Below are 21350 nucleotides of genomic sequence, written 5' to 3' on the forward strand. Positions count from 1 at the left end.
TTTTTATAAATCATTTTAAAAATTCGAATATATTTCTTGCATTCTTTTTAGTATATTGTTAACATCAATAATCTTAGTCTTCTCTTTATTACTCAAAGACATTCTCTTCCCAGTATCTAATAGAACTCTATCAATGCTATTAGCAAACCCTTTAACATCGTCTGGTTTAACAAGCACCCCTCCTTCACCACTTTTAATTAAATCGTTATTCCCCCTAATATTTGAACATATAACCGGTAGACCACAAGTAATAGCCTCCATTAATGCTACAGATAGTCCTTCTCTAAACGACGGGAAGGCAAATATATCTGCAACCTTTAAAATTTCATCGATATCTTCACGATACCCAATTATTTTAACCCGTTCCTCAATACCTAAATATTGGGAAAGTTCTATTAAGTCGTCTTTTAATTTCCCCGCTCCGCATATTACATAATAAATATCAGGGTTGTTCAACATTCCTATTGCTCTAATTATAGTTTGATGATTTTTGTTTTTATTAAGTTCACCAACAGAAAGTAAAAGAACAGCATCTTTGGGGACACCTAATTCCTTGCGCTTAGATAATTTATCCACTACCACTTCATTAAACCTTTGAGTATCTATCCCAACTCCAGGAAGATATTCTACTTTTCCTACACTTAAAAATTTTTCTGCTCTATCATAATCTTCCTTATTAATAGTAATCAATAAATCAGTATATCTGGCTAAGATCCTCTCGATAGGATAATATATTAACCAATTTTTTAAAGGAGCTCCTTTAAAAAAATGAAACCCATGAGCTGTATAAATCACTTTTACATCTTGAAGTTTTTTACATGCAAGTCTCGTGCAAGCTGATGCAATAGGAGTGTGAGTGTGAACTATATTATATTTTTCTTCCTGTATAAGCATTTTTAAATGTTTATATGCACTATAGTTTTGTTTCGATAGGGGGGAGCGTTGAAAACCTATATTAATTACCTTACATCCCTGTTTTGTTAATCTATTACTTATTTCACTATCAATATTACAAGCAATATCCACTTGATGCCCATGATCTAGCAATAGCTCAATGTGTGGAATCAAAAACCTATTTATAGTATTTGAGATTGTTGCTACATATAATATTTTCATTTAACTACTCCCTCCTCACTTCTAATTAAATTTCAACCACTTTTTACAATAACTTCATTAAACTTCAACATAAATAATCCTTTATCATAATCTCCAATTTTCCCAAGATTAACTATGCCACTTACATTATTAAGAATTAACTCAGGAACATTAACACCACATTCATATGCATGTGGGTAACCTCCACCAAATCGAGGATTTACTTCAGAAATATAATATTCTCCATTCACTTTAAATATATCAATATCTATAATACCTTTAAATCCTGATTTACTAACGAAGTCTTCAATTAAACTAAAGAGCTTTTCATCTTTAATTGAAACAGACTTGTCAGTTTCTCCTGCTCTCATTTTAATTTTCTCTTTTGTGAAAATTGCAACAGGCTCACCAGAATTCATATCAATATAAACATCCGCACCGTACTCAGTTCCGTCCATGTATTCTTGAATCATTAAATCATCAAATTGGCTAAATAAGAACTCTATTTCTTCTCTTGAAGTAACTTTGTTTATGTTTAAACTAGCACTACCTCTAACCGGTTTCACAAAAACGGGATAATTAATTTCCCCTGTTTCAATATCATGATAAAAATTGTCTTTATTCACATAACTTTTTACTGTTTTAAATTTGTTTTGAATTAAGAATTCAAACATTTTATACTTATCAAAACATAATTCAACAACGTCTGAGTCTGAAACAATAGGTATAGTACCAATTTCTAAAAAAGATTTTTTGTTTTCTGCAAGCAAACTTAGCTCTGGATCAATTAATGATAAAACTGCCGTTATCTTATACTCTCTGCATATGGAAAGTATTTCATCTAAATAACCATTAGCATCCATTCTTGGGACAACAAAATGTTTATCGGCTTCATAAAGTGCAGGCGCTAATTCGCTACAATCTGTTGCAAACACACGCCCTTTTCCAGCTAATTCTTTTTTAAAATACTGAACAATTTTATTTCTAGTGCCACAACTTAAAATTAGTATGTTCAATTCATCGTTCATTTTTCAGTTCCCCCAAATCATTAAAAAACAACGGTGTACCACCAGTATGAATAAACAAAATCTCTTTTTCTTTTATCTGATTTTTCTTAACGTATTCTTTCATTCCCCAAAAAGCTTTTCCAGTATATGTAGTATCCAACGGGATAAAATCGTATGTTAAGACATTTTTTACAGTTTGTAATATTTGTTCATTATGGGATCCATACCCATTCAGTACATAATCATCTAGGAATGTAATTACTTCCTCAGTTACCGGTTTTATTCCTTGTGATTTTAAGTACTCATTCACACTATCTAGAACAACTTTTCCACCATAAGGATTTCTTCGGGCATTGCTAATACCTACAATTTCTTTTTCTCCACCATATATTAGTTTTCCGCATATTAGTCCTGCTTGTGTTGTTCCGGTTCCAGAAGTGTGAAAAATATAATCAAAATGTATTCCTGAAGATTTTTCATAATCAATTATTTCTTTGTACGCTGAAACATAAGCCTGTGTACCAAAGTTACCATGCCCTCCCCCTTGAATGAAGTAAGGATTATAACCCCGAGCTCTTAAATCCTTAAGCTTTTGGTCAATTTGATTACTTACTTCAGTAACAGGGCAATATGTAATGATTGCACTAAATAATTCAGTCATTTTACTATTGTAGGTTGAGTTAGATGATTCGCTAGGAGAAATAATATAACAGGGAATTTCATTTGCGGCCGCCATATTAGCTATAACTCTACAATGATTTGAACTGCTACTACCATAAGTTACTACGCAGTCAAAGTTCCCTACCTTTAAATCTTCAAAAAACAGAATCGCCTTTCTGGCCTTATTACCTCCAAATGATACAGGTAATAAATCATCACGTTTAATATAAAAGTTGTTATTATTTAAATTCTCATTCATTAGTTTGATTTGCGTAGCTTCATAGTTACCTAGATTCATTTACCGCACCTATATTTTGAATATAATTTTCTACATTCAGGCCATAAATATACCTATCAATTTTTTCCTCATTATGAACTAGGTCGTTTTTTAGTAAACCTTCCTTTTCAAAGGAGCAGCTTTCAAAAAGTTTTTGAGCTTGAATGTTTTCTACTTCTGTATATAAATAAATTTTATTAAGACCAATTTCTTCGTCTCCAAATTTTATCAATAGATCAGTTGCTACTTTAGCTATACCTTTACCCTTAAAGTTTTCACTACCCAGACATATATAATATTCTGCTTTTTTGTTTTTATTATCAATATTAAGTAATCCAATTAATCCAGCAGGCTCTCCATTATAAGTAATGGTAAAATCAACTCTATCATTTCTATTAACAAGACTTTCATACCATAGTAAAGTCTTTTCTTCTCGAAGTGGCAACTCATAATGAAGGTATTTGTTGTTCTTTTCATCATTAATCCATTTAACTTTATAAGGTATATCTTTTCTTTGGAATTTTCGAATGGATATTTCCATATTTCCAAACCTCCATTTAATAAAAAGTCAACTTCAATCATTATTATGGGTATAAATACTACTTCCTTTAAATAATTTCTTAATCGTCTTGAGGATAATCATTATGTCTAGCCAAACATTAAATTTTTCAACGTACTCTACATCAATCGGTATTCTTTTATCCCACGGCACAGAATTTCTCACAGTAACTTGTGTCAATCCAGTCATTCCCGGCTTCATTTCAAACCTTTTCTTTTGAAAGCTACTATAATCTTCGTATTTATAAGGATGATGAGGCACCGGTGGGCGAGGTCCTACTAAACTCATTTCCCCAACTACAACGTTCCAAAGTTGTGGGAGTTCATCGAGACTCGTGGAGCGTAACACCTTACCTATTTTTGTAATTCTATTATCATTTTCTGTTTTAACAAATAAACCCGTGCCAACTTTCTCAGCATTGACTACCATAGTTCTGAACTTTAAAATCTTAAATAATCCACCATTCTTACCTAATCTTTCTTGCCGAAAGAAAATCGGCCCTTTTGATGTTAACTTTATCGCTAATGCAATAATAATAATTATTGGTGAAATTATTATTATACCTATTAAACTACCCAATAAATCAATTGACCTTTTCATAAATACATTCAGATTTTTCTTCATTTATATCCACAACCCTTTAACGACATCAACAACCCTCTTCAAATCCTCATTCGTCATCTTCGTATCCGACGGCAAACAAACCCCATTCTCAAACAACCGCTCACTAACATCCGTACCCACAAAATCATATTTCTCAAAAAACGGTTGCAAATGCATCGGCTTCCAAATCGGTCTTGATTCAATATTTTCTGCTTCCAATGCTTCCATCACATCAAGTGGTCGTACACAACCATTCAATGTCATAGCACTTAACCAGTAGTTAGCGTAATCCCACTCATTTGCTGGCATAAATTCTACACCTTCAAGATCGCCAAGTTCTTTTTTATAGTACTCATAAATCGCTCTCTTCTTTTCAACTCGCTGATCCAAAACCTTAAGCTGACCTCTACCAATTCCAGCAACAACATTACTCATTCGATAGTTAAAGCCAAGTTCACTATGCTGATAGTGTCTCGCCGTATCTCTAGATTGCGTAGCCCAGAATCTCGCTTTAGCAATTTTCTCTTCATTATTTGAAACCAACATTCCACCACCAGAAGTAGTAATGATCTTATTGCCATTGAAAGAGAAAATCCCATAATCACCGAATGTGCCTGTATGCTGTCCTTTATAATAAGTACCAAGACTTTCCGCAGCATCTTCAATAAGTGTTACATTATGTTTTTTGCAAAGTGCTACGATTTGATCCATATCTGCTGATAGTCCATAAAGATGAACAACGATAACAGCCTTAACTTCAGGATATTTCGTAAAAGCTTCTTCCAACGCTTTCGGACACATGTTCCATGTTTCTTCATTACTATCAATAAAGACAGGAGTTGCATTTTGATAGATAATTGGATTTGCTGTAGCTGAGAACGTTAAGGTTGGACAAAAAACGATGTCCTCTTCCTCCACTCCAGCTGCTTTTAAGGCAAGGTGAATTGCTGCAGTTCCTGAAGAAAGAGCAGCTGCTGATTTAGATCCTACTTTCGAAGCAAGTTCATTTTCAAATTCGTTTACATTCGTTCCAAGCGGTGCGATCCAGTTTGTTTCAAACGCTTCATTCACATATTGCAGTTCATATCCTTCATCACTCATATGAGGTGACGAGAGAAAAATTCGATCTCTCATTGCTAAGTACTTCCTTCCATGCTGTAGTCTATTTTGTACTATGTATGATTGCATTACGTTTAGTTGCTTAGTACTTAACTGAATATATTTTTCTTCAAACTAACTACTAATCCACTAAAACATCAAAGTTAGAGGCACTGGGTGGATGACCACTCAGCACCTTAACTTTTCATATTAGATGTGTATAGATAGGTTACTTCGCATACAACAACTCTTTTTCAGATTCAACCCGATTATGTGCAATATCCAAAGCCCTCTCTCTAACACCTAACTTATCCATATCCTCAAACCGACCAACAAAATCCATCACAACATTCAAATCCGCATTAATCGACTTCCCAACATAAATCTTCGGATAAATCTGCTCATCATGAACCTCATCTTTTCCAAGAAGCTCTTCATACAACTTCTCACCAGGTCGCACACCAGCAAATTGAATTCCAATTTCATCAACGGAGTAACCGGATAATTTAATGAGGTTTTCTGCAAGATCGACAATCTTAACCGGCTCACCCATATCAAGAACGAAAATCTCTCCGCCTTGTGCCATGGCGCCAGCTTGAATGACTAGTCTCGAAGCTTCAGGGATTGTCATAAAGTAACGAACCATATCCGGATGCGTTACGGTAACTGGGCCACCTTTTTGTATTTGCTTCTTAAAGAGTGGAATGACACTACCACGGCTTCCTAGAACGTTACCGAAACGAACGGCTACGAATCTTGTTGCGCTGATCTTGTCCATTTGTTGCACAATCATTTCCGCAAGTCGTTTCGTTGCGCCCATCACGCTTGTCGGGTTAACGGCTTTATCTGTTGAAACCATCACGAATGTATCAACATCTGCATCGCTTGCGGCTTCGGCAACATTTTTCGTTCCAATCACGTTATTTTTCACCGATTCATGGGGGTTTGCTTCCATTAAAGGAACGTGTTTATGAGCTGCGGCATGATAGACAACGTTTGGACGGTGTGTTTTCATCACTTCACCAAGACGTTCGCGGTCCTGTACATCTGCGATCACTGGAATGAAGGTAATGGTATCACCGTATGTATTGCGGAGCTCCATTTCAATTGTATAAATGCTGTTTTCACCGTGACCAAGTAGAATCATCTGATCTGGATTGAACTTCGAAACCTGGCGACAGATTTCAGATCCGATCGATCCACCGGCACCTGTAACGAGCACTGTTTTTCCAGTGAGCGTTTCTGCTATGTTATCTGTATCCAATTTAATTGGTTCACGGCCTAATAAATCTTCTACTTTTACATTACGGAAGCTATTGATCGATAATTTACCAGTCATTAAATCTTCAATCATTGGAATGATTTGTGTTTTCGCTGTTGTTTTTGAGCATTCTTCATAGATACGTTTCATCTCACCTTTAGAAAGAGATGGAATCGCAATAACGATATTATCGATTTCAAGTTTTCTCACTTGTTCTTCGATATCATCCGTCGATCCAAGAACAGGAACACCCATAATTTCTAAGTTTTGCTTTCGGATATCATCATCAATAAAGCCAATTGGATTCAAGTCTGAATCCACACTTTGTCTTAATTGCCTGACGATCATCCGACCTGCTGATCCAGCGCCGATGACGAGAACACGCTTTTTCTTGTTTTTCGTATTCATATACGTATCGCGGAACATGCGCCATGCGAAGCGTGATCCACCGATAAGCAACATATGAATCATCCATGTAATTGATAGCGCTCGGAAGTAGATATCCTGCAACATGACGAACTGCGCTAGTGCTGCTAGGGCTATCGAGAACGTCACAACTCTGAAAATGACGACTAGCTCCCCAATACTCGCATACTGCCACGCTCGTTTATATAGCTTGTAATAGTATGAAAAGAAATGATGACCAAGTAAAAGTACAATTGAGCTTGCAATAATCGGTTTTGATGATAGAAAATCGTTATAATTTAAAAGAAAGCTACTAATAAAAATCGCAAAAGCTACAATCAATGAATCTATCACGATTAACGACGATAACCGCTTTCGATAAGTCACTTACTTGCACCCCACTTTTGATTTTGTCATACGCTCTTCAATCGATCGATTTAACAACCCCTGAATTTCTACCAGCTTCTGATCTGGCGCATCCTGCTTAATGTACCGAATGGCTTTTCGAATCGACTTTGGTAATTGATCCGTCCCCTTCATTTCACCACTCCCCCCTTTTAATGACGGTGACTTAAGACGCGCGCCTTAAGTCACGCGATTCTCCCAAAAAAATACTTCTCTAAAGAAGTATTTTCTTATTTATTTCTGCGCGTAGTAGTAATAATAGCTACCGTCTTTCATCTTCTTACGGTTAAGCACAACGCCAAGCAGCTTCCCCTTTGCTGAATCAAGGCGTTCTTTTGCCTTTACCACTGCTTCTCTTTCAGTTGTCCCACTGCTAATCACAAGTACGGTTCCCTGAACTTTATTCGCAAGAATTTGTGCATCTGCCACCGCAAGTATTGGAGGACAGTCGAAGAGTATAATGTCATAGTACGTAAGTGCCTCTTCGATGAGCGCATCCATTGCTTTTGAACCTAGAAGTTCTGATGGATTGGGTGGAACAGGTCCACTTGTTAGCACGTCTAGATTCGGTACTTCTGTTGCAGTCGTTACTTCTGTCAGCTCCGCCTGGCGCGTCAGGACGTTGGTAAGTCCTCTCGTGTTCATGACGCGGAACGTATAGTGAACAGTCGGTTTACGAAGGTCAGTATCAGCAATCAAAACCTTTTTTCCTTGCTGTGCGAGCACAACGCCAAGGTTCGCGATCGTTGTGGATTTCCCTTCCATCGGTCCGGAAGAGGTAACCATGATCGTACGCATGTCTTCTTCCACAGAAGCAAATTGAATATTCGTTCGGATCGTACGGTATTGCTCCGCGATTGGAGACTTTGGATTTTGGTGAGTAAGTAGACTTCTTTCCTTACTCACGTTAACGGAACCTCTCTCTTTACGACTCAACTGCTTCACCCCTTACTGACTTTTTGCCTTTTTTCTTCGTGATGCCTGCTTCGCGATCTTCAATGACAGCGATTGTACCTAGAACTGGTACGCCAAGAACTTTTTCAATATCTTCTTCAGTTTTAATCGTGTTATCCAGGTATTCAAGTAAGAATGCAAGTCCAACACCAACCATTAAGCCTACTACTAATGCAATTGCCATGTTTAGGACCGGATTTGGATTCACTGGCGAAGGTGTGCCTTCAAAGCCAGCTTTTGAAAGAATGCTAACGTTATCGACGTTCATGATGTTGCTAATTTCTTTTTCAAATACGCTTGCTGTTGTATTGGCAATATCAACCGCGACTGCAGGATCAGGATCTGTCACAGATAATGAAACAACCTGAGAGTTTTGCGCGTTGCTTACTGAAATCTTATTATTAAGTGCGCTTGTTGTCATATCAAGTGAAAGTTCTTCTTTTACATCGTCTAGTATCGTTGGACTTTTAATAATGACGCTATATGTATTAATAAGGTCCACGTTGGTTTTAATCTGGTTATAATCGAATCCATTTTCGGAATCTGCTTTTTGGTTTACTAAAATTTGGGTTGAAGTTTCATAAATTGGAGTAAGAAAGAAATAAGAGACAACACCGCTCGTTGCTGTAGCGAGTAGAGTAATAAGTAGAATGAGTGCAAGACGTTTTTTGAGTACTTCAAATATTTCCTTTAAACTAATCGTTTCTTCCATAAGGTGCCTCCAACGCAATCGTCATTTATTTTGGTACTGAAAGAATTACAGTTTTTACTATAACACAGAAAATCAGTTAAAATTAGGGTTTTTTTTACGTTAAAACCATTAAACCCTTAAATAGTAAGATAGATACATAGAACTATGTCGAACACTGTCGAAGAAAGCGCTTCCTTTACAAAAACTTCACGAAATTTCTTCATAGGAAAATCCGCTTATTTTTAGAATAAGCGGATTTTCGTGTTTTATTCTTGCTTAAAACAGGCCGAGCACTTTTTTCTTTTTGATGCGTTCAGGAATATCTTTGTCGATCATTCTTCCTTGCACCATTTCTTCCGGATTTTCCTGCACTTGATAACGTATCGACATCCCGAGTTCTTTTTCAACGGTCTCATACGCCTCTCTCAAATCAAATGGGCGCGTTGTCGTGTTATGTGAATCGGATGCGATGAAGTGTGCCAAGTTATGGGAAAGCAAATCAAGCGAGAATTTTTTAATCTTCTTGCCCATTCGTCCCGTTACGCTGGATGCTGTCACCTGACTTAGTGAACCTTCTTTAATTAAACGATAGAGCTTTGATGGATCCTCCATGATTTCTCTGTTCCGCTCAGGGTGCACGATAATGGGAACGATCCCTTTTAGCTGAAGATCAAACAGCAGCTTGTTCGCATAGCGCGGAAGGTGACTCGATGGAAACTCAATCAGCATATAGATGCCTGAGTTGTTCACCGTGAGAAGATCCACATCAAGATCCTCTTCCATCTCCCCGTAGATTCTCACTTCCTGCCCAGGAAGGATTTCGATGTCGATGCCTTCTCTCGTTAGTTCTTTGTTTAATCGATTTACTTCTGTCAGGATGTCCTGAAAGTTGTTATCAAAGCTTCCATTCTTATGATGGGGACTCGCCACGATACGCGTAATCCCTTGAGATTGCGCCTGACGCGCCATCTCAAGACTATCATTCAAATCTTTGGCGCCATCATCAATCCCCGGTAGAATGTGACAGTGAATATCAATCATGCTTTCCTTCCCCTTTCTGTGCGGTATATTTATATGTTTTTATAAGATCCGACAATGTGTTCTTTTTGAAGAACGTCTTTTTATGATGTTACCATAATATGAAACTTCATGCATCTTGAATCAGTGATTCTCTGGAAGGTATTTACTTTACAAAATAGTTCGACTTATAATGAAAGGTAGACTTTTAACCTTTCATTAAGACAACTACTCTATGGAAAGATGGAATGTATAATGAAGAAATTCCTTATCATCGTTGGCGTGATTCTCGGCGTTCTTGTCGTAGCCGGTGGTGGCTATGCCTATTACTTATATGACTCTGTGAAAGACACGGCAAGCGATATACATGAGCCAATTAGTCGGGAAACCTCTAAGCTCCGGACGGAGAAAGTAGAGACAAAGGAAAAAGATCCGATCTCGATTCTCTTAATGGGCGTTGATGAACGCGAAAATGATCAGGGCCGTTCGGATACGATGATCATGATTACAGTTAACCCAAATGACAATTCAATGATGATGTTTAATATTCCTCGCGATACGAGAACGGAAATTATCGGTCGTGGAACAGTAGAGAAAATGAACCATGCGTATGCCTATGGTGGCGTTGAAATGGCAATGGATACGGTCGAGAACTTCCTCGATGTTCCGATTGACTATTATTTTAAAGTAAACATGGAAGCATTCGAAGATGTGGTATCCGCTTTGAACGGTGTGACAGTAGATAATCCATTTGCCTTTGATTATGGTGGCTATACATTTCCTCAAGGTGAAGTAAGCTTAAATGCAGATGAAGCACTTGCTTTCTCTCGCATGCGCTACGAAGATCCGAAAGGTGACCTTGGTCGAAACGATCGCCAGCGTGAAATCATTAAAGCGATTATCGACAAAGGTGCAAACGTTGGAAGTATTAACAAAATTGATGATTTGCTTGAAGCAGTCGGTAGCAACGTAAAGACGAACATGACGTTTAATGAAATGAATGATATTTTCAAGAACTACAAAGGCGCTCGCAACAACATGGAAACGTTCGAGATTGACGGTAGCGGTGAAATGATTGACGGGCTCTGGTATTACATCGTATCTGATCAAGAGAAGCAGTCGATTACGCAGAAGTTGAAAGATCATCTTGAACTAAGCTAGCACACTAAAAAAAGAAGGCCCCTTCCAATTCGTTTGGAAGGGGCCTTCTTTTTTGCTATTCGATTTCTAGTTTCGATAGCGACATGTTCTTAGAGAGGATATCGCGAATCTGGTCTATGTACGGCTTTGCTTCGCCTGCCTGCTTCGCTTCGCCTTCAACCTGCTGCACAAATTGCTGTAATTCATCCCACATAGGGTTTTGAACCTCTTTCCCTTTCATTTCAAATCCTCCGTTTTCTAGTAAACTATTTTGCGATTATACCATTTATTTCAAGAAGCGCCTATATAAAAATTGTTAATTATCTGTAAACTGACTGTAAATGAAGGGCATTTACTAGGATTGTCAATCTTGTAATATGCTCATTTCGGTATATTTGTACCCGTTCGTGGGTATACTAAAACTAGTAAACGATACAAAATTAGCGTATTTCTTTTCCGCGGAACGACAGACTTTGATAGCGCTATCACGTATAGTAGAGTCAAGTTTTGCATTTGGATGCTTTCACAGTTTTGATTGATTCTTTATAAATAAATGATCAGGGTTTCTAAAAGGGAGATGAGGAAATGCACTACCAGGAAGAAGGCAACTTTGCTGTCGGTATGGTATGGGGCGTCTCATTAAGTATTCCTCTCTGGATCGCTTTGTTTGGGTGGGGTAAGATTTTGTTAAGTGTGGTTAGTTGAGATAGATAGTGAAAAGGGCAGTGCGGGTGCACTGTCCTTTTTTTGTTTTATGAGGGGCGGTTGATGTTGAGTAGTACTCGACTGTCCGTGTGGGGTGGATTTTGTTTGGGTTTTGTCTTCGAGGGGGGTCAGGCTCGCGCCTGACCCCCCTCCTCTCTATTTGCTATAAGCAACGATGCCTTCCGTTACATACGTCATAAGCTTGCGAAGATATGCTGGATCTGAGAGATTGTGATCATCTTCCGTATTTGTCATAAAACCCATTTCAATCAGCATTGTTGGAACTTGAGACCAATTAAACCCTGTGATATCACTTCGAAACGAAATGCCGTTCGTATCGATTGACTGATCACGTTGCACAGCGCTGAAGATGACTTTGGATGCTTGAAGGCTTTGTTTATGCATGGCATGACCTTCGGCTGGTGTGAGAATATGAAATCCTTTTACGCTGCTATCATTTGATCCATCCGCGTGTAATCGGATAAACAAATCTGCTTGATGTTCGTTTGCTATTTCTGCTCTTTCTTTGTTGCTTATATCCACCATGTTCTCCATTCTTGTTAGAACAACGTTAAATCCGTGCTCTGACAGGTATTCTTTTAAGATCAGAGCTGCTTCGAGCGTTAGTTCATACTCGGGTTTTGCTGTACTGACTCCCCTCGTACCTGAGGAGACTTTTCCTTTCATTTGTTTGCTTCCGGGAGCAAGGGGCTCTTGATCGTGATTGGCTAGCTGCTGGTGGCCGGGATCGATGACGATGGTAAAGTTTTTCTTAGGACTAGGAGAAGGTAGTGCTCTTTTGGCTTCTGCTTCTTGTTTAAGAGCTGCTGTCTTTTTTGTTTGATCCTCTTCAAAGGCCGGCTGTCCAGACGTTTGACCCACTTCACTCTGACTTGTATCCTGCGCGTTATAGAAGTAAAGAAATAAGGATAGCAAGAGGCCAACGAGAATAATTGAGCCAGTTATAATCGCTACTTTTCTTTTGCCTCTCACTAATATAGTTCCTCCAAATCTTCAATTAGTTTCACATTATACTCTTCGACGTTATTTAATGAACCATCGTAGTAAGGATCCGGATAATACCAGGTTTTTGCCGCGAAGTAACTTTCTAGTTCATCTGATTTGAACAAATAACCGTGACGAGCAAAGATTTCATTTCTGGCTAAACGGAGTTCGTCTTTATTGAAGGAAGTGAGTTCACTTTCAGATAGTTTGATAACGTCACTGTGTGGTAAGAGATAGGAACTGGAGCTCTCGATGTAGTCAAACACCGGATCCGCTGTGTATTCTGACATCATTTTTTCATCAATAAATAACGTCATTTCTCCCCAGTTGGTCGCTTGTAAAACAGGAATAGAATAGCCGCAGGAACCAGAGTATTGGGTAATAACGTCGGATGGGAGAGTCAGTGGATACTGAGCCACGCAATCATTGCCGACGCTGATGTTCCAGTCTACTTGCATTTGTTTTTCTAATTGTTGTGCAATGTGTAGTACTTCTATTGACCATTTTTTGATCGGAGCTAAGTTTTGCTGATCGTAAAGGGTAAATATGTGTTCCAGGTTAGCAGATGGAATTTCATCAGCTTGAATCAAGAGTTTTCCATCGTTCTTTGTGATATCCCATTCGCCTAAGGAAATGTCTCGTCCGTTTGCCTGAATGGAAAGGTTATTCAGTTCTTTAATGGCGCTGTCGATGTCTAGGGTTTTCCTGTTTGCATCGGTGTCGTTTTTCTCTGTCGTGCTTTTTAGAGTGGGGACTGGTTTCGCCTCAGATGTTTCTTGTGTGTTTTCTTTTGCTTCATTTTGGTCTACTTGACTTTTCTCGTCTACTGATGACACCTCGTCTGTTGTGAGAGCTGAATCATCACTCACATTTGATGGTTTTTGGGAAGTATACTTACCGCCAATATAAAATGCGCCGCCTACAAGTAAACCAATCAGAATGAATAAAGCGATGCCGATCATAGGTTTTGTGAACGGAGCTTTTCTTTTCACTCTCGATGGCGTGTCTTTCTCCATTAGGTGTACCCGCTGACCGCAAGCTGTACAGAATTCTTGATTTCGTTCTAATCTCTCACCGCAATTGGTACAATGCTCCACCCTTTTCGCCCCCTTAGCAACTCAGATTTCCCTCAACCAGTATATGGGACATTTGGTAGGGATAGCACTTCAGAGTGAGGGGTGCTTTGACATGTCCACGTGGGGTGGAATTTGTTATGGTTTTGTCTTTGAAGGGGGGTCAGGCTCGAGCCTGACCCCCCTTCAAAGACAAAAAATAAAAATGAAATACAAAAGATAAAATAAAAATAAAAAGACGGTCAGCAATTGCTGACCATCTAGTTCCTTACTCAAACATCTCCCAAATCTCATCCTCTACGTCCTCACTGACCGCATTCGGTCCACCGAAAATGGTGAAGAAGAATGTTTCTTTGTCGATAAAGAGATCTTTTACTTCCTCTGGTAGCTCATTTTTCTTCGTTAAGAGAATGGGCTCGTAGAAGTTTGCGGCTAGAACTGAGCCGGAAAGAGCATCGGCGTAGTTTTCACCGGTTGCTAGATTCACGAATTCCCCTGGTAGATCAAGCTGTCTTGCGACTTGAACAGACGTGTCGTAGCGGTTGTCTCCTGCAATCCGTTTTGGATGTGGTAATTTGTTGAAGACGGTGTTGCTTACAACGGCTGTACCACCAATAACATACGTGTCATTGTAGTTTTTCAACGCTTTTGCGGTTACGGCTGGTAGCTCTTTTGTTTTCGTTAAAAGAATTGGACTTCCCTGTGAAGCAGCGACCGATGCGACAGATAGTGCATCGGGGAAGTTTCCTCCGTACGTGACGAATGCGGTGTCACTAAAGTACGGATGGATTTCCTTTGCAATCTTGGCAGCTGTGTCGTAGCGGTCTTTTCCTTCAATGCGGTCATAATCGATGCCCATTTTTGTGAGGGATTTTTCGATGTTTTTAGAGATCGCTGTTGCCCCACCAAGAATCGTCACGTGCTCGGTGCCAAAATAGGCGAGCGCTTCTTTTACAGAAGCCGGTAACTCTTTTGTTGGGGAAAGAAGGATTGGTGCACCCAATTGAAGTGCAAGTGGTGCTCCAGCAAGAGCGTCAGGAAAGTTTTGTCCTGTTGCAAGTACAACTTCAGGCGTATACCCTTCTTCAAATCCCGTTTTCGCTATTTCGACCGCAGTTTCGTAGCGGTCTTCCCCTGCGATTCTCATGACGACTGGGTCATTTGAATACGTGAAGGCTGAAAAATAGTAATCTACGTTATTGTTTTTATTCTCCGTATCCGTCACTCGAAAATAGTAGGTCCCTGGCTCAAGCTCTTCGATTGCGCCGTAGTAACCGTATTCGCCATCTTCAAAGTCCGGTGTTAGTTTGTTTTGGTTTTCATCATAAAGGTCGACCCAAAGTTCCATCGTCGGCTCTTCTTCGTCTGTCCCCGCTCCGAAAGACAGAGAAACTGGTTCGTCTGCTTCAACTTCAAGTTTATAGAAATCCTCGTCTTGATCAGTTAGTTTCCCCGTCGCCACGTCATCGCTTATAAGGACGTTTGCTTCTTTGAAACTATTATTTGGTTCTACTTCAGAAACGTATTCCCACTCATTATAATCATCGTTCATGGAAATTTTCTGTGCCTTCTTCATAAGCGCATCATGGGTGGAAGCAGAGGCAACAGGTCCCCCCATTAGGCTTCCTGCAAGGATGGCAGTCGATAATAGTCCAAGTGCTTTTTTCATTCGTATCGTTTCCCCTATCAATCTCATTTTTTAAGCAAAACGAGCATGTCCCCTGCTCCTTCATCACCCTTCCATTTCTTTACACTAAGAGGATTATATAGGAGAAACGGGGGTTCGGCTATAGGCTATTTTTGTCGAATGGTAGACTTAATGAAAAAAGACTTGGACGTTTGTCCAAGTCTTCTAATCTTTTAATCAAATAAGATGCTAAGGTCGTCTTCAACGCCTTGTCCAATTGCATTCTTTCCACCTAAAATGGTGTAAGCTTTCGTTTCATTTTCAAGAAAAAGTTGCGCAGCTGGCGTTGTGAGACTGTCCTTTTTTGTAAGAACGATTGGTTGAGATGTATCGGCCGCATAGACGGAGCCTGCTAGCGCGTCCGCAAAATTCATGCCTGTTGCTAGCGTTGCGAATTTCACCGGTACATCAAGCTGCTTGATGACCTCAACGGATGTTTCATATCGGTTGGCACCTGCGATTCGCGTTCCTTCTGGGAGCTCTTCCAGAACGTTATCGTTGATAACTGCTGGCCCGCCGATCGTGTAGGTGCTGTCGTAGTTAGATAAGACTTTTTCTGTTTCAGCAGGAAGCTCATTTGTTTTCGTTAAAAGGATCGGGCTCCCGTCCTGTGCGGCGATGGAAGCAACCGATAGCGCATCAGGGAAGTCGCCCCCGTACGTAACGAACGCTGTGTCGCTCTCATCACCTAGGACACTCGCGATTCGGGCCGCTGTGTCATAGCGGTTCTCACCTGAAATGCGACTGAAGGCAATGTTCATGTCTTTTAGTTCGTTTTCAACATTTTCCGTAATCGCTGATTCTCCGCCAAGAATCGTCACGTGATTTACACCGAAGTAGTCAAGTGCTTCTTTTACCTCACTTGGAATCGAGTTTGATTTTGTTAGAAGAATCGGGGCATCCATCTGATACGCTAGAGGCGCTCCAGCAAGGGCATCAGGAAAATCGCCCCCTGTGGCAAGAACGACTTCAGATGCATTTCCTTCATTAAAATCAGCTTTCGCAATTTCAACCGCTGTTTCATAGCGATTGGCGCCTTCGATCCGCGTGATTTCTTGCTCGCCTGTCGCGATTGAAGCGGTGAAGTGGTACTCTGCACCGTTGTTTTTGTTGGCAGTATCTGAAACGGCAAAGTAATACGTGCCAGGTTCGAGAGCTTCAAAACCAGCATAGAAGCCTTCTTGCGTATCCTTGTAGTCAGGTGTGATTTCCTCTTGTGAACTGTTAAAGGTTTTCACCTTAAGATCGAGTGAGCTCATTTCTTCATATGTACCAGCGAAAACTTCCACTGGGAGTGCTTCGTCTCCGTCAATCACGACTTTATAATAGTCCTGATCACTGTCTGTTAGTTTCCCGATTGCATAGTCATTTAATGGCAGATTATTTGCCCAATCAAACGCATTGTTTGGCTCTACTTCCTCCATAAAGTGAAAGGCTTTCTGAGCATTGGTATCCTGTGTAGCTGAGGCTGCAGGAGCACCAAGCATACTTCCCGCAAGCATGACCGTCAGCAGGCCAACTGATTTTTTCATTCCGATCTCCCCTATCTATTGATTTTTTGAATCAATCCCCCGGACAAAATATTCCATTTTATTACTCAGTGTGAAGTATATAGGAGATAGATAGCTATGGCTAGGGGAGTTTTATTTTGTTTGTGTAAAAGTACAAGGAAATTTTTAGATTGTTATTACAATTAAAAGGGATGCATGTTGAGCATGACGAAAGGAGTATCCAGTCACTTCCAAAAAAGGAGCGGTACAATGAAGCTTGTGCTAAGTCGAAAAGGTTTTGATGCAGGTAGCGGTGGAAGATTATCGCCGTATGATGAGGCGACGGGGAAGTACGTTTGGTTACCTATTCCTGAGCGGAAGCAAGTCTTTCAGGCGAGGATTCGGTATGATGAAATACCGGTGGAGCGAGGGTATTTAGGAGCTGGGATCGGGACGAATGCGAGTGATGTTTATCAGGATATCTATCGAACTTCAAAAATCAAGGTAGGCAATGGAATGCGAGAAATCGACGATCCGGATATCTATGCGCATTTTGACCCGATGCTTGGAAGGCCACCATGGGTCTCAGAGACGAGTAGGCTACAGATCGGGAAAGGATTCGGTCAGGCAAATGCAGCACCTCATTTGCGAAAAATGGACGTTGCAGATGGGGATTTGTTTCTTTTCTTCGGAGGTTTTAAGGCGGTTGGGAAAGCACGGAAAGGACATTTTTTGTATGGATGGATGAAGGTGAAAAAGCGGATTGAAACGTATGCAGAAGCGCAGTCGGCTTCGGATCAGTATGGGCTCGGGCGTCACCCACATGTGACGAAAGATGCGTTTTCGAAATTAAATTATGTGTACGTGCCGGATGAATGGCTGTTTGAAGATCTTGGGATACCAGGGTGTGGTTACTTTAAGACGCTGAATGAGGGATTATGTTTGTCTGAGCGACTTGATGGGAAGCATGGAACGTGGCGATTACCATCGTTTTTGTACCAGAATATTAGTCAGGTTCACCATCGTACGTGGCACCAGGATGCTGACGGGTGCACCGTCTCGACCGGGATTGGGCAGGAGTTTGTTTGTGCGAATCCAGGTGCTGATGGGGAGGCGTGGATCAGGGAGCTGTTTGTACGGAATCAGGCGAATGTTTTTCGTGCAAGTTAGAATCTGGATAAAACTAGACTTTCGATGGGAATTGATATAAATGAAGAAAGGTACTCTGTTCCATATCTTCCCTTGATTTCCTGTATTATAATGAGGGTTAATTTATTTGAGAGGAGTTTGCTAATGAAATTTGTACATGTACTTGGTTCTCTTGTCCTTGCTTCATGCTTTTATTTATTCTTCTTTGAGGAAAAGGCTTCGGCAATGATGGACAAGGGCTCTACAGGATCAGAGGTTGAGCACATGCAAAGGGTTTTAGAGAAACTCGAATACTTCCATACGACACCAACTGGCTATTATGGTTCGGTTACGAAAGAAGCGGTTCGCGATTTTCAGGCGGATTTCGGTCTGAGCGCGGATGGCGTAGCGGGGACGAATACGCTGAACATGCTGAGTAATCTTGAAATGATCGCACACGTTGTGCACGGCGAGTCTCGTGGTGAGATTTATGAAGGAAAGGTTGCTGTCGCGTCTGTTATTCTGAATCGTGTTCAATCTTCCGCTTTTCCAGGGAGTACATACGGGGTGATTTATCAGCAAAATGCCTTTACGGCGCTGAATGATGGGCAGTATTGGCTTACGCCTGATGCTTCTTCTTACCGAGCAGCGAAGGATGCGTACTTTGGATGGGATCCATCTGAAGGGGCGACATATTACTATAATCCGAGCGGTGTTTCGGATGAGTGGATTTTTTCGCGTGACGTGATTAAGACGATTGGGCAGCATGTGTATGCGAGGTAGAGAATAATAGTGTTAATGCCGTAAAGTCCGCCTGAGGCGGACTTTACGGCATTATTGTTTGTGAAGGGGGTCAGGCTCGCGCCTGACCCCCTTCACACCTCTTTTCATTTCTTCCCACATTCTTTGTTAATTTCTTCACAATTTCTTAACACACAAAAACGCTCAAACACGTTATGCTAGAGGCAAATGGGATAGTCAAGGAAGGAGGTTGTGTTCATGGGAGTCCAACTCCGTAAAGGCATGATTGATCGTCGAACCTACCTAATTCGTAAGCTACTAAATTCACCTGATAACCGGAAAGATCTTAGTAAGTTACACGAACTTACTTTAACTGAGCTTGAGAAGATGTATGCGGATAATAATCGTAATAAACAAGTGTTGTAGTGGTAAATGATGTTCAATAGATAATAAAACCGCGTATTGTCCGCCCGAGGCGGACAATACGCGGTTTTTGTTTGTTGAGGGGGTCAGGCTCGAGCCTGACCCCCTTCTTTATATTGACCTTTTTATCTCCACTCTATTAAAATACTGCCCCGCTCGCTTCAACAGTCGACCTTCCATCATTCCATCATAAGCGACTATAAAACTAGTAGACGGCCCTGAAGATTTATAGAGATCAAGATCAGTCTGAACCATACTCTCCTGAACTTGCACGCCATCCAGAAGCTCATTCAACTCATAGAGAATCCCTTTGGATCCCACTGGAAGCACTGCCTGAAGGCCTTCCTGCTCACTTACCCAGCGAAAGAGTTCTAGTGGAGCGATGGCTGTCTCTTCGTTCACAACTTCTTCGCCAACGAGGGGGTTACCAATCACCGCGAAGCTCGTCGCCTTTTCTAAACGAACTTCCGCTATCTCACGCTTCTGCTTCCCCACGACGACAACTCCGAGCGCCGATTGAAGCAGCGGCATGTTCGTTTCCGAGCTTCCTGTAATCGTGATCTCGTGGTCGAAATCAAGCTCTCGAATTCCACGTTCTACTCCGCTCACAAGTGCTTCCCACTCCGAGTCTCCACAAAAATTATGCATCACCACGGAAATGGGAACGCCGCCAAGGGCGATGTTTTCCATCACCGCGACGCGAAAAGCGTAGTAGGCGACAACATCGTATGGAACCGCTACATGATCTTGTTCTTTCATACCAATTGCGCCGCTGTTATCGCTTGTGATGATAAGCGTCTCGTCACCTAATCCAATGACTGTCCCATCTCTCATAAGCTTGCCAGTCCGCTTTTCTCAAAAACTGGTGCTAGGCGAGGGATGAGAATGAGCGCAAGTGCGAGATTTAACACAGACGCAATCAACAGACTTGGAACGATTGCAACGTAAAATCCTGTTCCAAGGATGAAGAGAAACGGAAGCGGCGCGACAAGTCCATTCCCGATCGCAAACGTAGCGGAAGCCCACTTCGTTTTTTTCGCTTCATACAGTTTTCCAAACAGCCAGACGAGCGCGGCCATTTCCGCTGCGATGAAGACGTGCATTGGACCGAGTGGAAAACCGACGATAAGCGCAGATAACAGATGCCCGAAGCTTGCGATCAGCGCCCCGCTTCTTTTTCCAAGAAGTACCGCCGCTATTAGGGCTGGAAAGGCATCGAGAGCGATACTTCCAACGGCTGAGGGCATTTTAAGAATCGCGCCAACGACGGAGAGCGCAATGAACATCGCAAGAAGACTTGCGCGTTTTCCAGACATGATTTACTCTCCTTTACGCTTCCCGCCGCGGAACACCTTTGCGCTTCTTGCGTACTCGATGTCTTTTACGTTTAAGCGGAAGTTGATGACGCGTGCGAGCGCGAAGAAGTAGTCAGATAGACGGTTTAAGTATTTCATTGGCACGGTTGGTACGTTTTCTTCTTGCTTCATCAACGTCACAACATGTCGCTCGGCGCGACGTGTGATCGTCCTCGCGATATGGATCGTGGCGGATGGTTTGCTGCCGCCTGGGAGGATGAATTTTTCAAGAGCGGGTGCTTCTTCAATAAATTCATCAATACGCCCTTCCAGGTATGTGATCGATTCTTCTTTTAGCTTTAATTCACGCTTTGGCGAAACGTTCGCAAGGTCCCCACCGCAGTCAAAAAGCTCATGCTGAATTTTTTCAAGGTCATCAATTAGGTCGTTCAACGAATCTTTCCCAAGTTCACTTAGCTCGACAATCGCCTGTCCGACGAAACCGTTCACTTCATCGACCGTTCCATAAGCGTCAACGCGCACGTCGTCTTTATCAACTCTGCCACCGATAATGCTTGTTTTCCCTTCATCACCTGTTCGCGTATAAATTCTCATCCCTTTATCCCCCTTT

The 21350-nt window shown here is 41.1% G+C and carries 23 protein-coding genes; 4 read left to right on the forward strand and 19 right to left on the reverse strand.

What is annotated here, in order from left to right:
* Positions 1-15 precede the first annotated feature (15 nt).
* The 11 genes from ATG70_RS16285 to ATG70_RS16330 all read right to left on the reverse strand — a co-directional run bounded on the left by ATG70_RS16285 (position 16) and on the right by ATG70_RS16330 (position 10056).
* The gene (locus tag ATG70_RS16285; RefSeq protein ID WP_098445303.1) at positions 16-1116 is read right to left on the reverse strand and encodes a glycosyltransferase family 4 protein; all 1101 of its coding nucleotides are present in this window, start codon (positions 1114-1116) and stop codon (positions 16-18) included.
* 32 nt (positions 1117-1148) lie between these two features.
* Entirely contained in the window at positions 1149-2123 is a 975-nt protein-coding gene (locus ATG70_RS16290; protein ID WP_098445304.1) for an ATP-grasp domain-containing protein, read from the reverse strand.
* Positions 2113-3060, reverse strand: a complete 948-nt coding sequence (locus ATG70_RS16295) for a 1-aminocyclopropane-1-carboxylate deaminase/D-cysteine desulfhydrase (RefSeq protein ID WP_098445305.1) — start codon at positions 3058-3060, stop codon at positions 2113-2115. Before ATG70_RS16295 ends, ATG70_RS16290 begins: the two co-directional genes overlap by 11 nt.
* Positions 3047-3580, reverse strand: a complete 534-nt coding sequence (locus ATG70_RS16300) for a GNAT family N-acetyltransferase (protein ID WP_098445306.1) — start codon at positions 3578-3580, stop codon at positions 3047-3049. The genes ATG70_RS16295 and ATG70_RS16300 overlap by 14 nt, the downstream gene beginning before the upstream one ends.
* A gap of 33 nt (positions 3581-3613) precedes the next feature.
* Positions 3614-4222 carry a sugar transferase gene (locus ATG70_RS16305; RefSeq protein WP_098445307.1) on the reverse strand — a complete coding sequence of 203 codons (609 nt, stop codon included), beginning with the start codon at positions 4220-4222 and terminating at the stop codon, positions 3614-3616.
* A complete protein-coding gene (locus ATG70_RS16310; RefSeq protein WP_098445308.1) occupies positions 4223-5335 on the reverse strand; it encodes a DegT/DnrJ/EryC1/StrS family aminotransferase in 1113 nt (370 codons plus the stop codon).
* 193 nt (positions 5336-5528) lie between these two features.
* Positions 5529-7352 carry a polysaccharide biosynthesis protein gene (locus tag ATG70_RS16315; protein WP_098445309.1) on the reverse strand — a complete coding sequence of 608 codons (1824 nt, stop codon included), beginning with the start codon at positions 7350-7352 and terminating at the stop codon, positions 5529-5531.
* Positions 7353-7505 (reverse strand): hypothetical protein, encoded by a 153-nt coding sequence (locus ATG70_RS22595; protein ID WP_179886308.1) that lies wholly within the window; start codon positions 7503-7505, stop codon positions 7353-7355.
* Between the two features lie 99 nt (positions 7506-7604).
* Complete coding sequence (locus ATG70_RS16320; RefSeq protein WP_098445310.1) at positions 7605-8306, reverse strand: CpsD/CapB family tyrosine-protein kinase; 702 nt, start codon at positions 8304-8306, stop codon at positions 7605-7607.
* Complete coding sequence (locus ATG70_RS16325; RefSeq protein WP_098445311.1) at positions 8296-9036, reverse strand: YveK family protein; 741 nt, start codon at positions 9034-9036, stop codon at positions 8296-8298. The genes ATG70_RS16320 and ATG70_RS16325 overlap by 11 nt, the downstream gene beginning before the upstream one ends.
* 255 nt (positions 9037-9291) lie before the next feature.
* A complete protein-coding gene (locus ATG70_RS16330; RefSeq protein ID WP_098445312.1) occupies positions 9292-10056 on the reverse strand; it encodes a tyrosine-protein phosphatase in 765 nt (254 codons plus the stop codon).
* Positions 10057-10287: 231 nt separating this feature from the next.
* On the opposite strand from ATG70_RS16330, the gene ATG70_RS16335 reads away from it, so the two are divergent.
* Entirely contained in the window at positions 10288-11193 is a 906-nt protein-coding gene (locus ATG70_RS16335) for an LCP family glycopolymer transferase (protein ID WP_142329592.1), read from the forward strand.
* Positions 11194-11248: 55 nt separating this feature from the next.
* On the opposite strand, the gene ATG70_RS22600 is transcribed toward ATG70_RS16335, so the two are convergent.
* The 5 genes from ATG70_RS22600 to ATG70_RS16355 all read right to left on the reverse strand — a co-directional run bounded on the left by ATG70_RS22600 (position 11249) and on the right by ATG70_RS16355 (position 17174).
* The gene (locus ATG70_RS22600) at positions 11249-11413 is read right to left on the reverse strand and encodes a hypothetical protein (protein ID WP_159785935.1); all 165 of its coding nucleotides are present in this window, start codon (positions 11411-11413) and stop codon (positions 11249-11251) included.
* Positions 11414-12033: 620 nt separating this feature from the next.
* On the reverse strand, positions 12034-12870 hold the full coding sequence (locus ATG70_RS16340) for an N-acetylmuramoyl-L-alanine amidase family protein (protein ID WP_179886309.1): 837 nt from the start codon (positions 12868-12870) through the stop codon (positions 12034-12036).
* On the reverse strand, positions 12870-13898 hold the full coding sequence (locus tag ATG70_RS16345) for a YARHG domain-containing protein (protein ID WP_142329593.1): 1029 nt from the start codon (positions 13896-13898) through the stop codon (positions 12870-12872). Before ATG70_RS16345 ends, ATG70_RS16340 begins: the two co-directional genes overlap by 1 nt.
* 325 nt (positions 13899-14223) lie before the next feature.
* The gene (locus ATG70_RS16350) at positions 14224-15624 is read right to left on the reverse strand and encodes a cell wall-binding repeat-containing protein (protein WP_179886310.1); all 1401 of its coding nucleotides are present in this window, start codon (positions 15622-15624) and stop codon (positions 14224-14226) included.
* Between the two features lie 191 nt (positions 15625-15815).
* Positions 15816-17174, reverse strand: a complete 1359-nt coding sequence (locus ATG70_RS16355; protein WP_098445317.1) for a cell wall-binding repeat-containing protein — start codon at positions 17172-17174, stop codon at positions 15816-15818.
* A 228-nt stretch (positions 17175-17402) separates the two neighbouring features.
* Between ATG70_RS16355 and ATG70_RS16360 the strand changes: the two genes are divergently transcribed.
* The 3 genes from ATG70_RS16360 (at position 17403) to ATG70_RS22605 (ending at position 19427) form a co-directional block, all read left to right on the forward strand.
* A complete protein-coding gene (locus tag ATG70_RS16360) occupies positions 17403-18302 on the forward strand; it encodes a hypothetical protein (RefSeq protein ID WP_098445318.1) in 900 nt (299 codons plus the stop codon).
* Between the two features lie 123 nt (positions 18303-18425).
* On the forward strand, positions 18426-19043 hold the full coding sequence (locus ATG70_RS16365; protein WP_098445319.1) for a cell wall hydrolase: 618 nt from the start codon (positions 18426-18428) through the stop codon (positions 19041-19043).
* A gap of 216 nt (positions 19044-19259) precedes the next feature.
* On the forward strand, positions 19260-19427 hold the full coding sequence (locus ATG70_RS22605) for a hypothetical protein (RefSeq protein ID WP_179886311.1): 168 nt from the start codon (positions 19260-19262) through the stop codon (positions 19425-19427).
* Between the two features lie 108 nt (positions 19428-19535).
* Here ATG70_RS22605 and ATG70_RS16370 read toward each other — a convergent pair whose 3' ends face one another.
* From ATG70_RS16370 to ATG70_RS16380, 3 genes are read right to left on the reverse strand one after another with little or no spacing between them, the layout of a single operon-like run.
* On the reverse strand, positions 19536-20258 hold the full coding sequence (locus ATG70_RS16370) for an ATP-binding protein (RefSeq protein WP_098445320.1): 723 nt from the start codon (positions 20256-20258) through the stop codon (positions 19536-19538).
* The gene (locus tag ATG70_RS16375; protein ID WP_098445321.1) at positions 20255-20740 is read right to left on the reverse strand and encodes an ECF transporter S component; all 486 of its coding nucleotides are present in this window, start codon (positions 20738-20740) and stop codon (positions 20255-20257) included. Before ATG70_RS16375 ends, ATG70_RS16370 begins: the two co-directional genes overlap by 4 nt.
* A 3-nt stretch (positions 20741-20743) precedes the next feature.
* Positions 20744-21334: a cob(I)yrinic acid a,c-diamide adenosyltransferase gene (locus ATG70_RS16380; RefSeq protein ID WP_098445322.1), complete on the reverse strand. Its 591-nt coding sequence runs from the start codon at positions 21332-21334 to the stop codon at positions 20744-20746.
* Positions 21335-21350 lie beyond the last annotated feature (16 nt).

Source organism: Bacillus sp. es.036 (assembly GCF_002563635.1).
Lineage (GTDB): Bacteria > Bacillota > Bacilli > Bacillales > Guptibacillaceae > Guptibacillus.

Coding starts and splice junctions, on each gene's coding strand:
- ATG70_RS16285 (WP_098445303.1), bottom strand. CDS start 1,116: ATGAAAATATTATATGTAGCAACAATCTCAAATACTATAAATAGGTTT.
- ATG70_RS16290 (WP_098445304.1), bottom strand. CDS start 2,123: ATGAACGATGAATTGAACATACTAATTTTAAGTTGTGGCACTAGAAAT.
- ATG70_RS16295 (WP_098445305.1), bottom strand. CDS start 3,060: ATGAATCTAGGTAACTATGAAGCTACGCAAATCAAACTAATGAATGAG.
- ATG70_RS16300 (WP_098445306.1), bottom strand. CDS start 3,580: ATGGAAATATCCATTCGAAAATTCCAAAGAAAAGATATACCTTATAAA.
- ATG70_RS16305 (WP_098445307.1), bottom strand. CDS start 4,222: ATGAAGAAAAATCTGAATGTATTTATGAAAAGGTCAATTGATTTATTG.
- ATG70_RS16310 (WP_098445308.1), bottom strand. CDS start 5,335: ATGAGAGATCGAATTTTTCTCTCGTCACCTCATATGAGTGATGAAGGA.
- ATG70_RS22595 (WP_179886308.1), bottom strand. CDS start 7,505: ATGAAGGGGACGGATCAATTACCAAAGTCGATTCGAAAAGCCATTCGG.
- ATG70_RS16325 (WP_098445311.1), bottom strand. CDS start 9,036: ATGGAAGAAACGATTAGTTTAAAGGAAATATTTGAAGTACTCAAAAAA.
- ATG70_RS16330 (WP_098445312.1), bottom strand. CDS start 10,056: ATGATTGATATTCACTGTCACATTCTACCGGGGATTGATGATGGCGCC.
- ATG70_RS16335 (WP_142329592.1), top strand. CDS start 10,288: ATGAAGAAATTCCTTATCATCGTTGGCGTGATTCTCGGCGTTCTTGTC.
- ATG70_RS22600 (WP_159785935.1), bottom strand. CDS start 11,413: ATGAAAGGGAAAGAGGTTCAAAACCCTATGTGGGATGAATTACAGCAA.
- ATG70_RS16345 (WP_142329593.1), bottom strand. CDS start 13,898: ATGGAGAAAGACACGCCATCGAGAGTGAAAAGAAAAGCTCCGTTCACA.
- ATG70_RS16350 (WP_179886310.1), bottom strand. CDS start 15,624: ATGAAAAAAGCACTTGGACTATTATCGACTGCCATCCTTGCAGGAAGC.
- ATG70_RS16355 (WP_098445317.1), bottom strand. CDS start 17,174: ATGAAAAAATCAGTTGGCCTGCTGACGGTCATGCTTGCGGGAAGTATG.
- ATG70_RS16360 (WP_098445318.1), top strand. CDS start 17,403: ATGAAGCTTGTGCTAAGTCGAAAAGGTTTTGATGCAGGTAGCGGTGGA.
- ATG70_RS16365 (WP_098445319.1), top strand. CDS start 18,426: ATGAAATTTGTACATGTACTTGGTTCTCTTGTCCTTGCTTCATGCTTT.
- ATG70_RS22605 (WP_179886311.1), top strand. CDS start 19,260: ATGGGAGTCCAACTCCGTAAAGGCATGATTGATCGTCGAACCTACCTA.
- ATG70_RS16370 (WP_098445320.1), bottom strand. CDS start 20,258: ATGAGAGATGGGACAGTCATTGGATTAGGTGACGAGACGCTTATCATC.
- ATG70_RS16375 (WP_098445321.1), bottom strand. CDS start 20,740: ATGTCTGGAAAACGCGCAAGTCTTCTTGCGATGTTCATTGCGCTCTCC.
- ATG70_RS16380 (WP_098445322.1), bottom strand. CDS start 21,334: ATGAGAATTTATACGCGAACAGGTGATGAAGGGAAAACAAGCATTATC.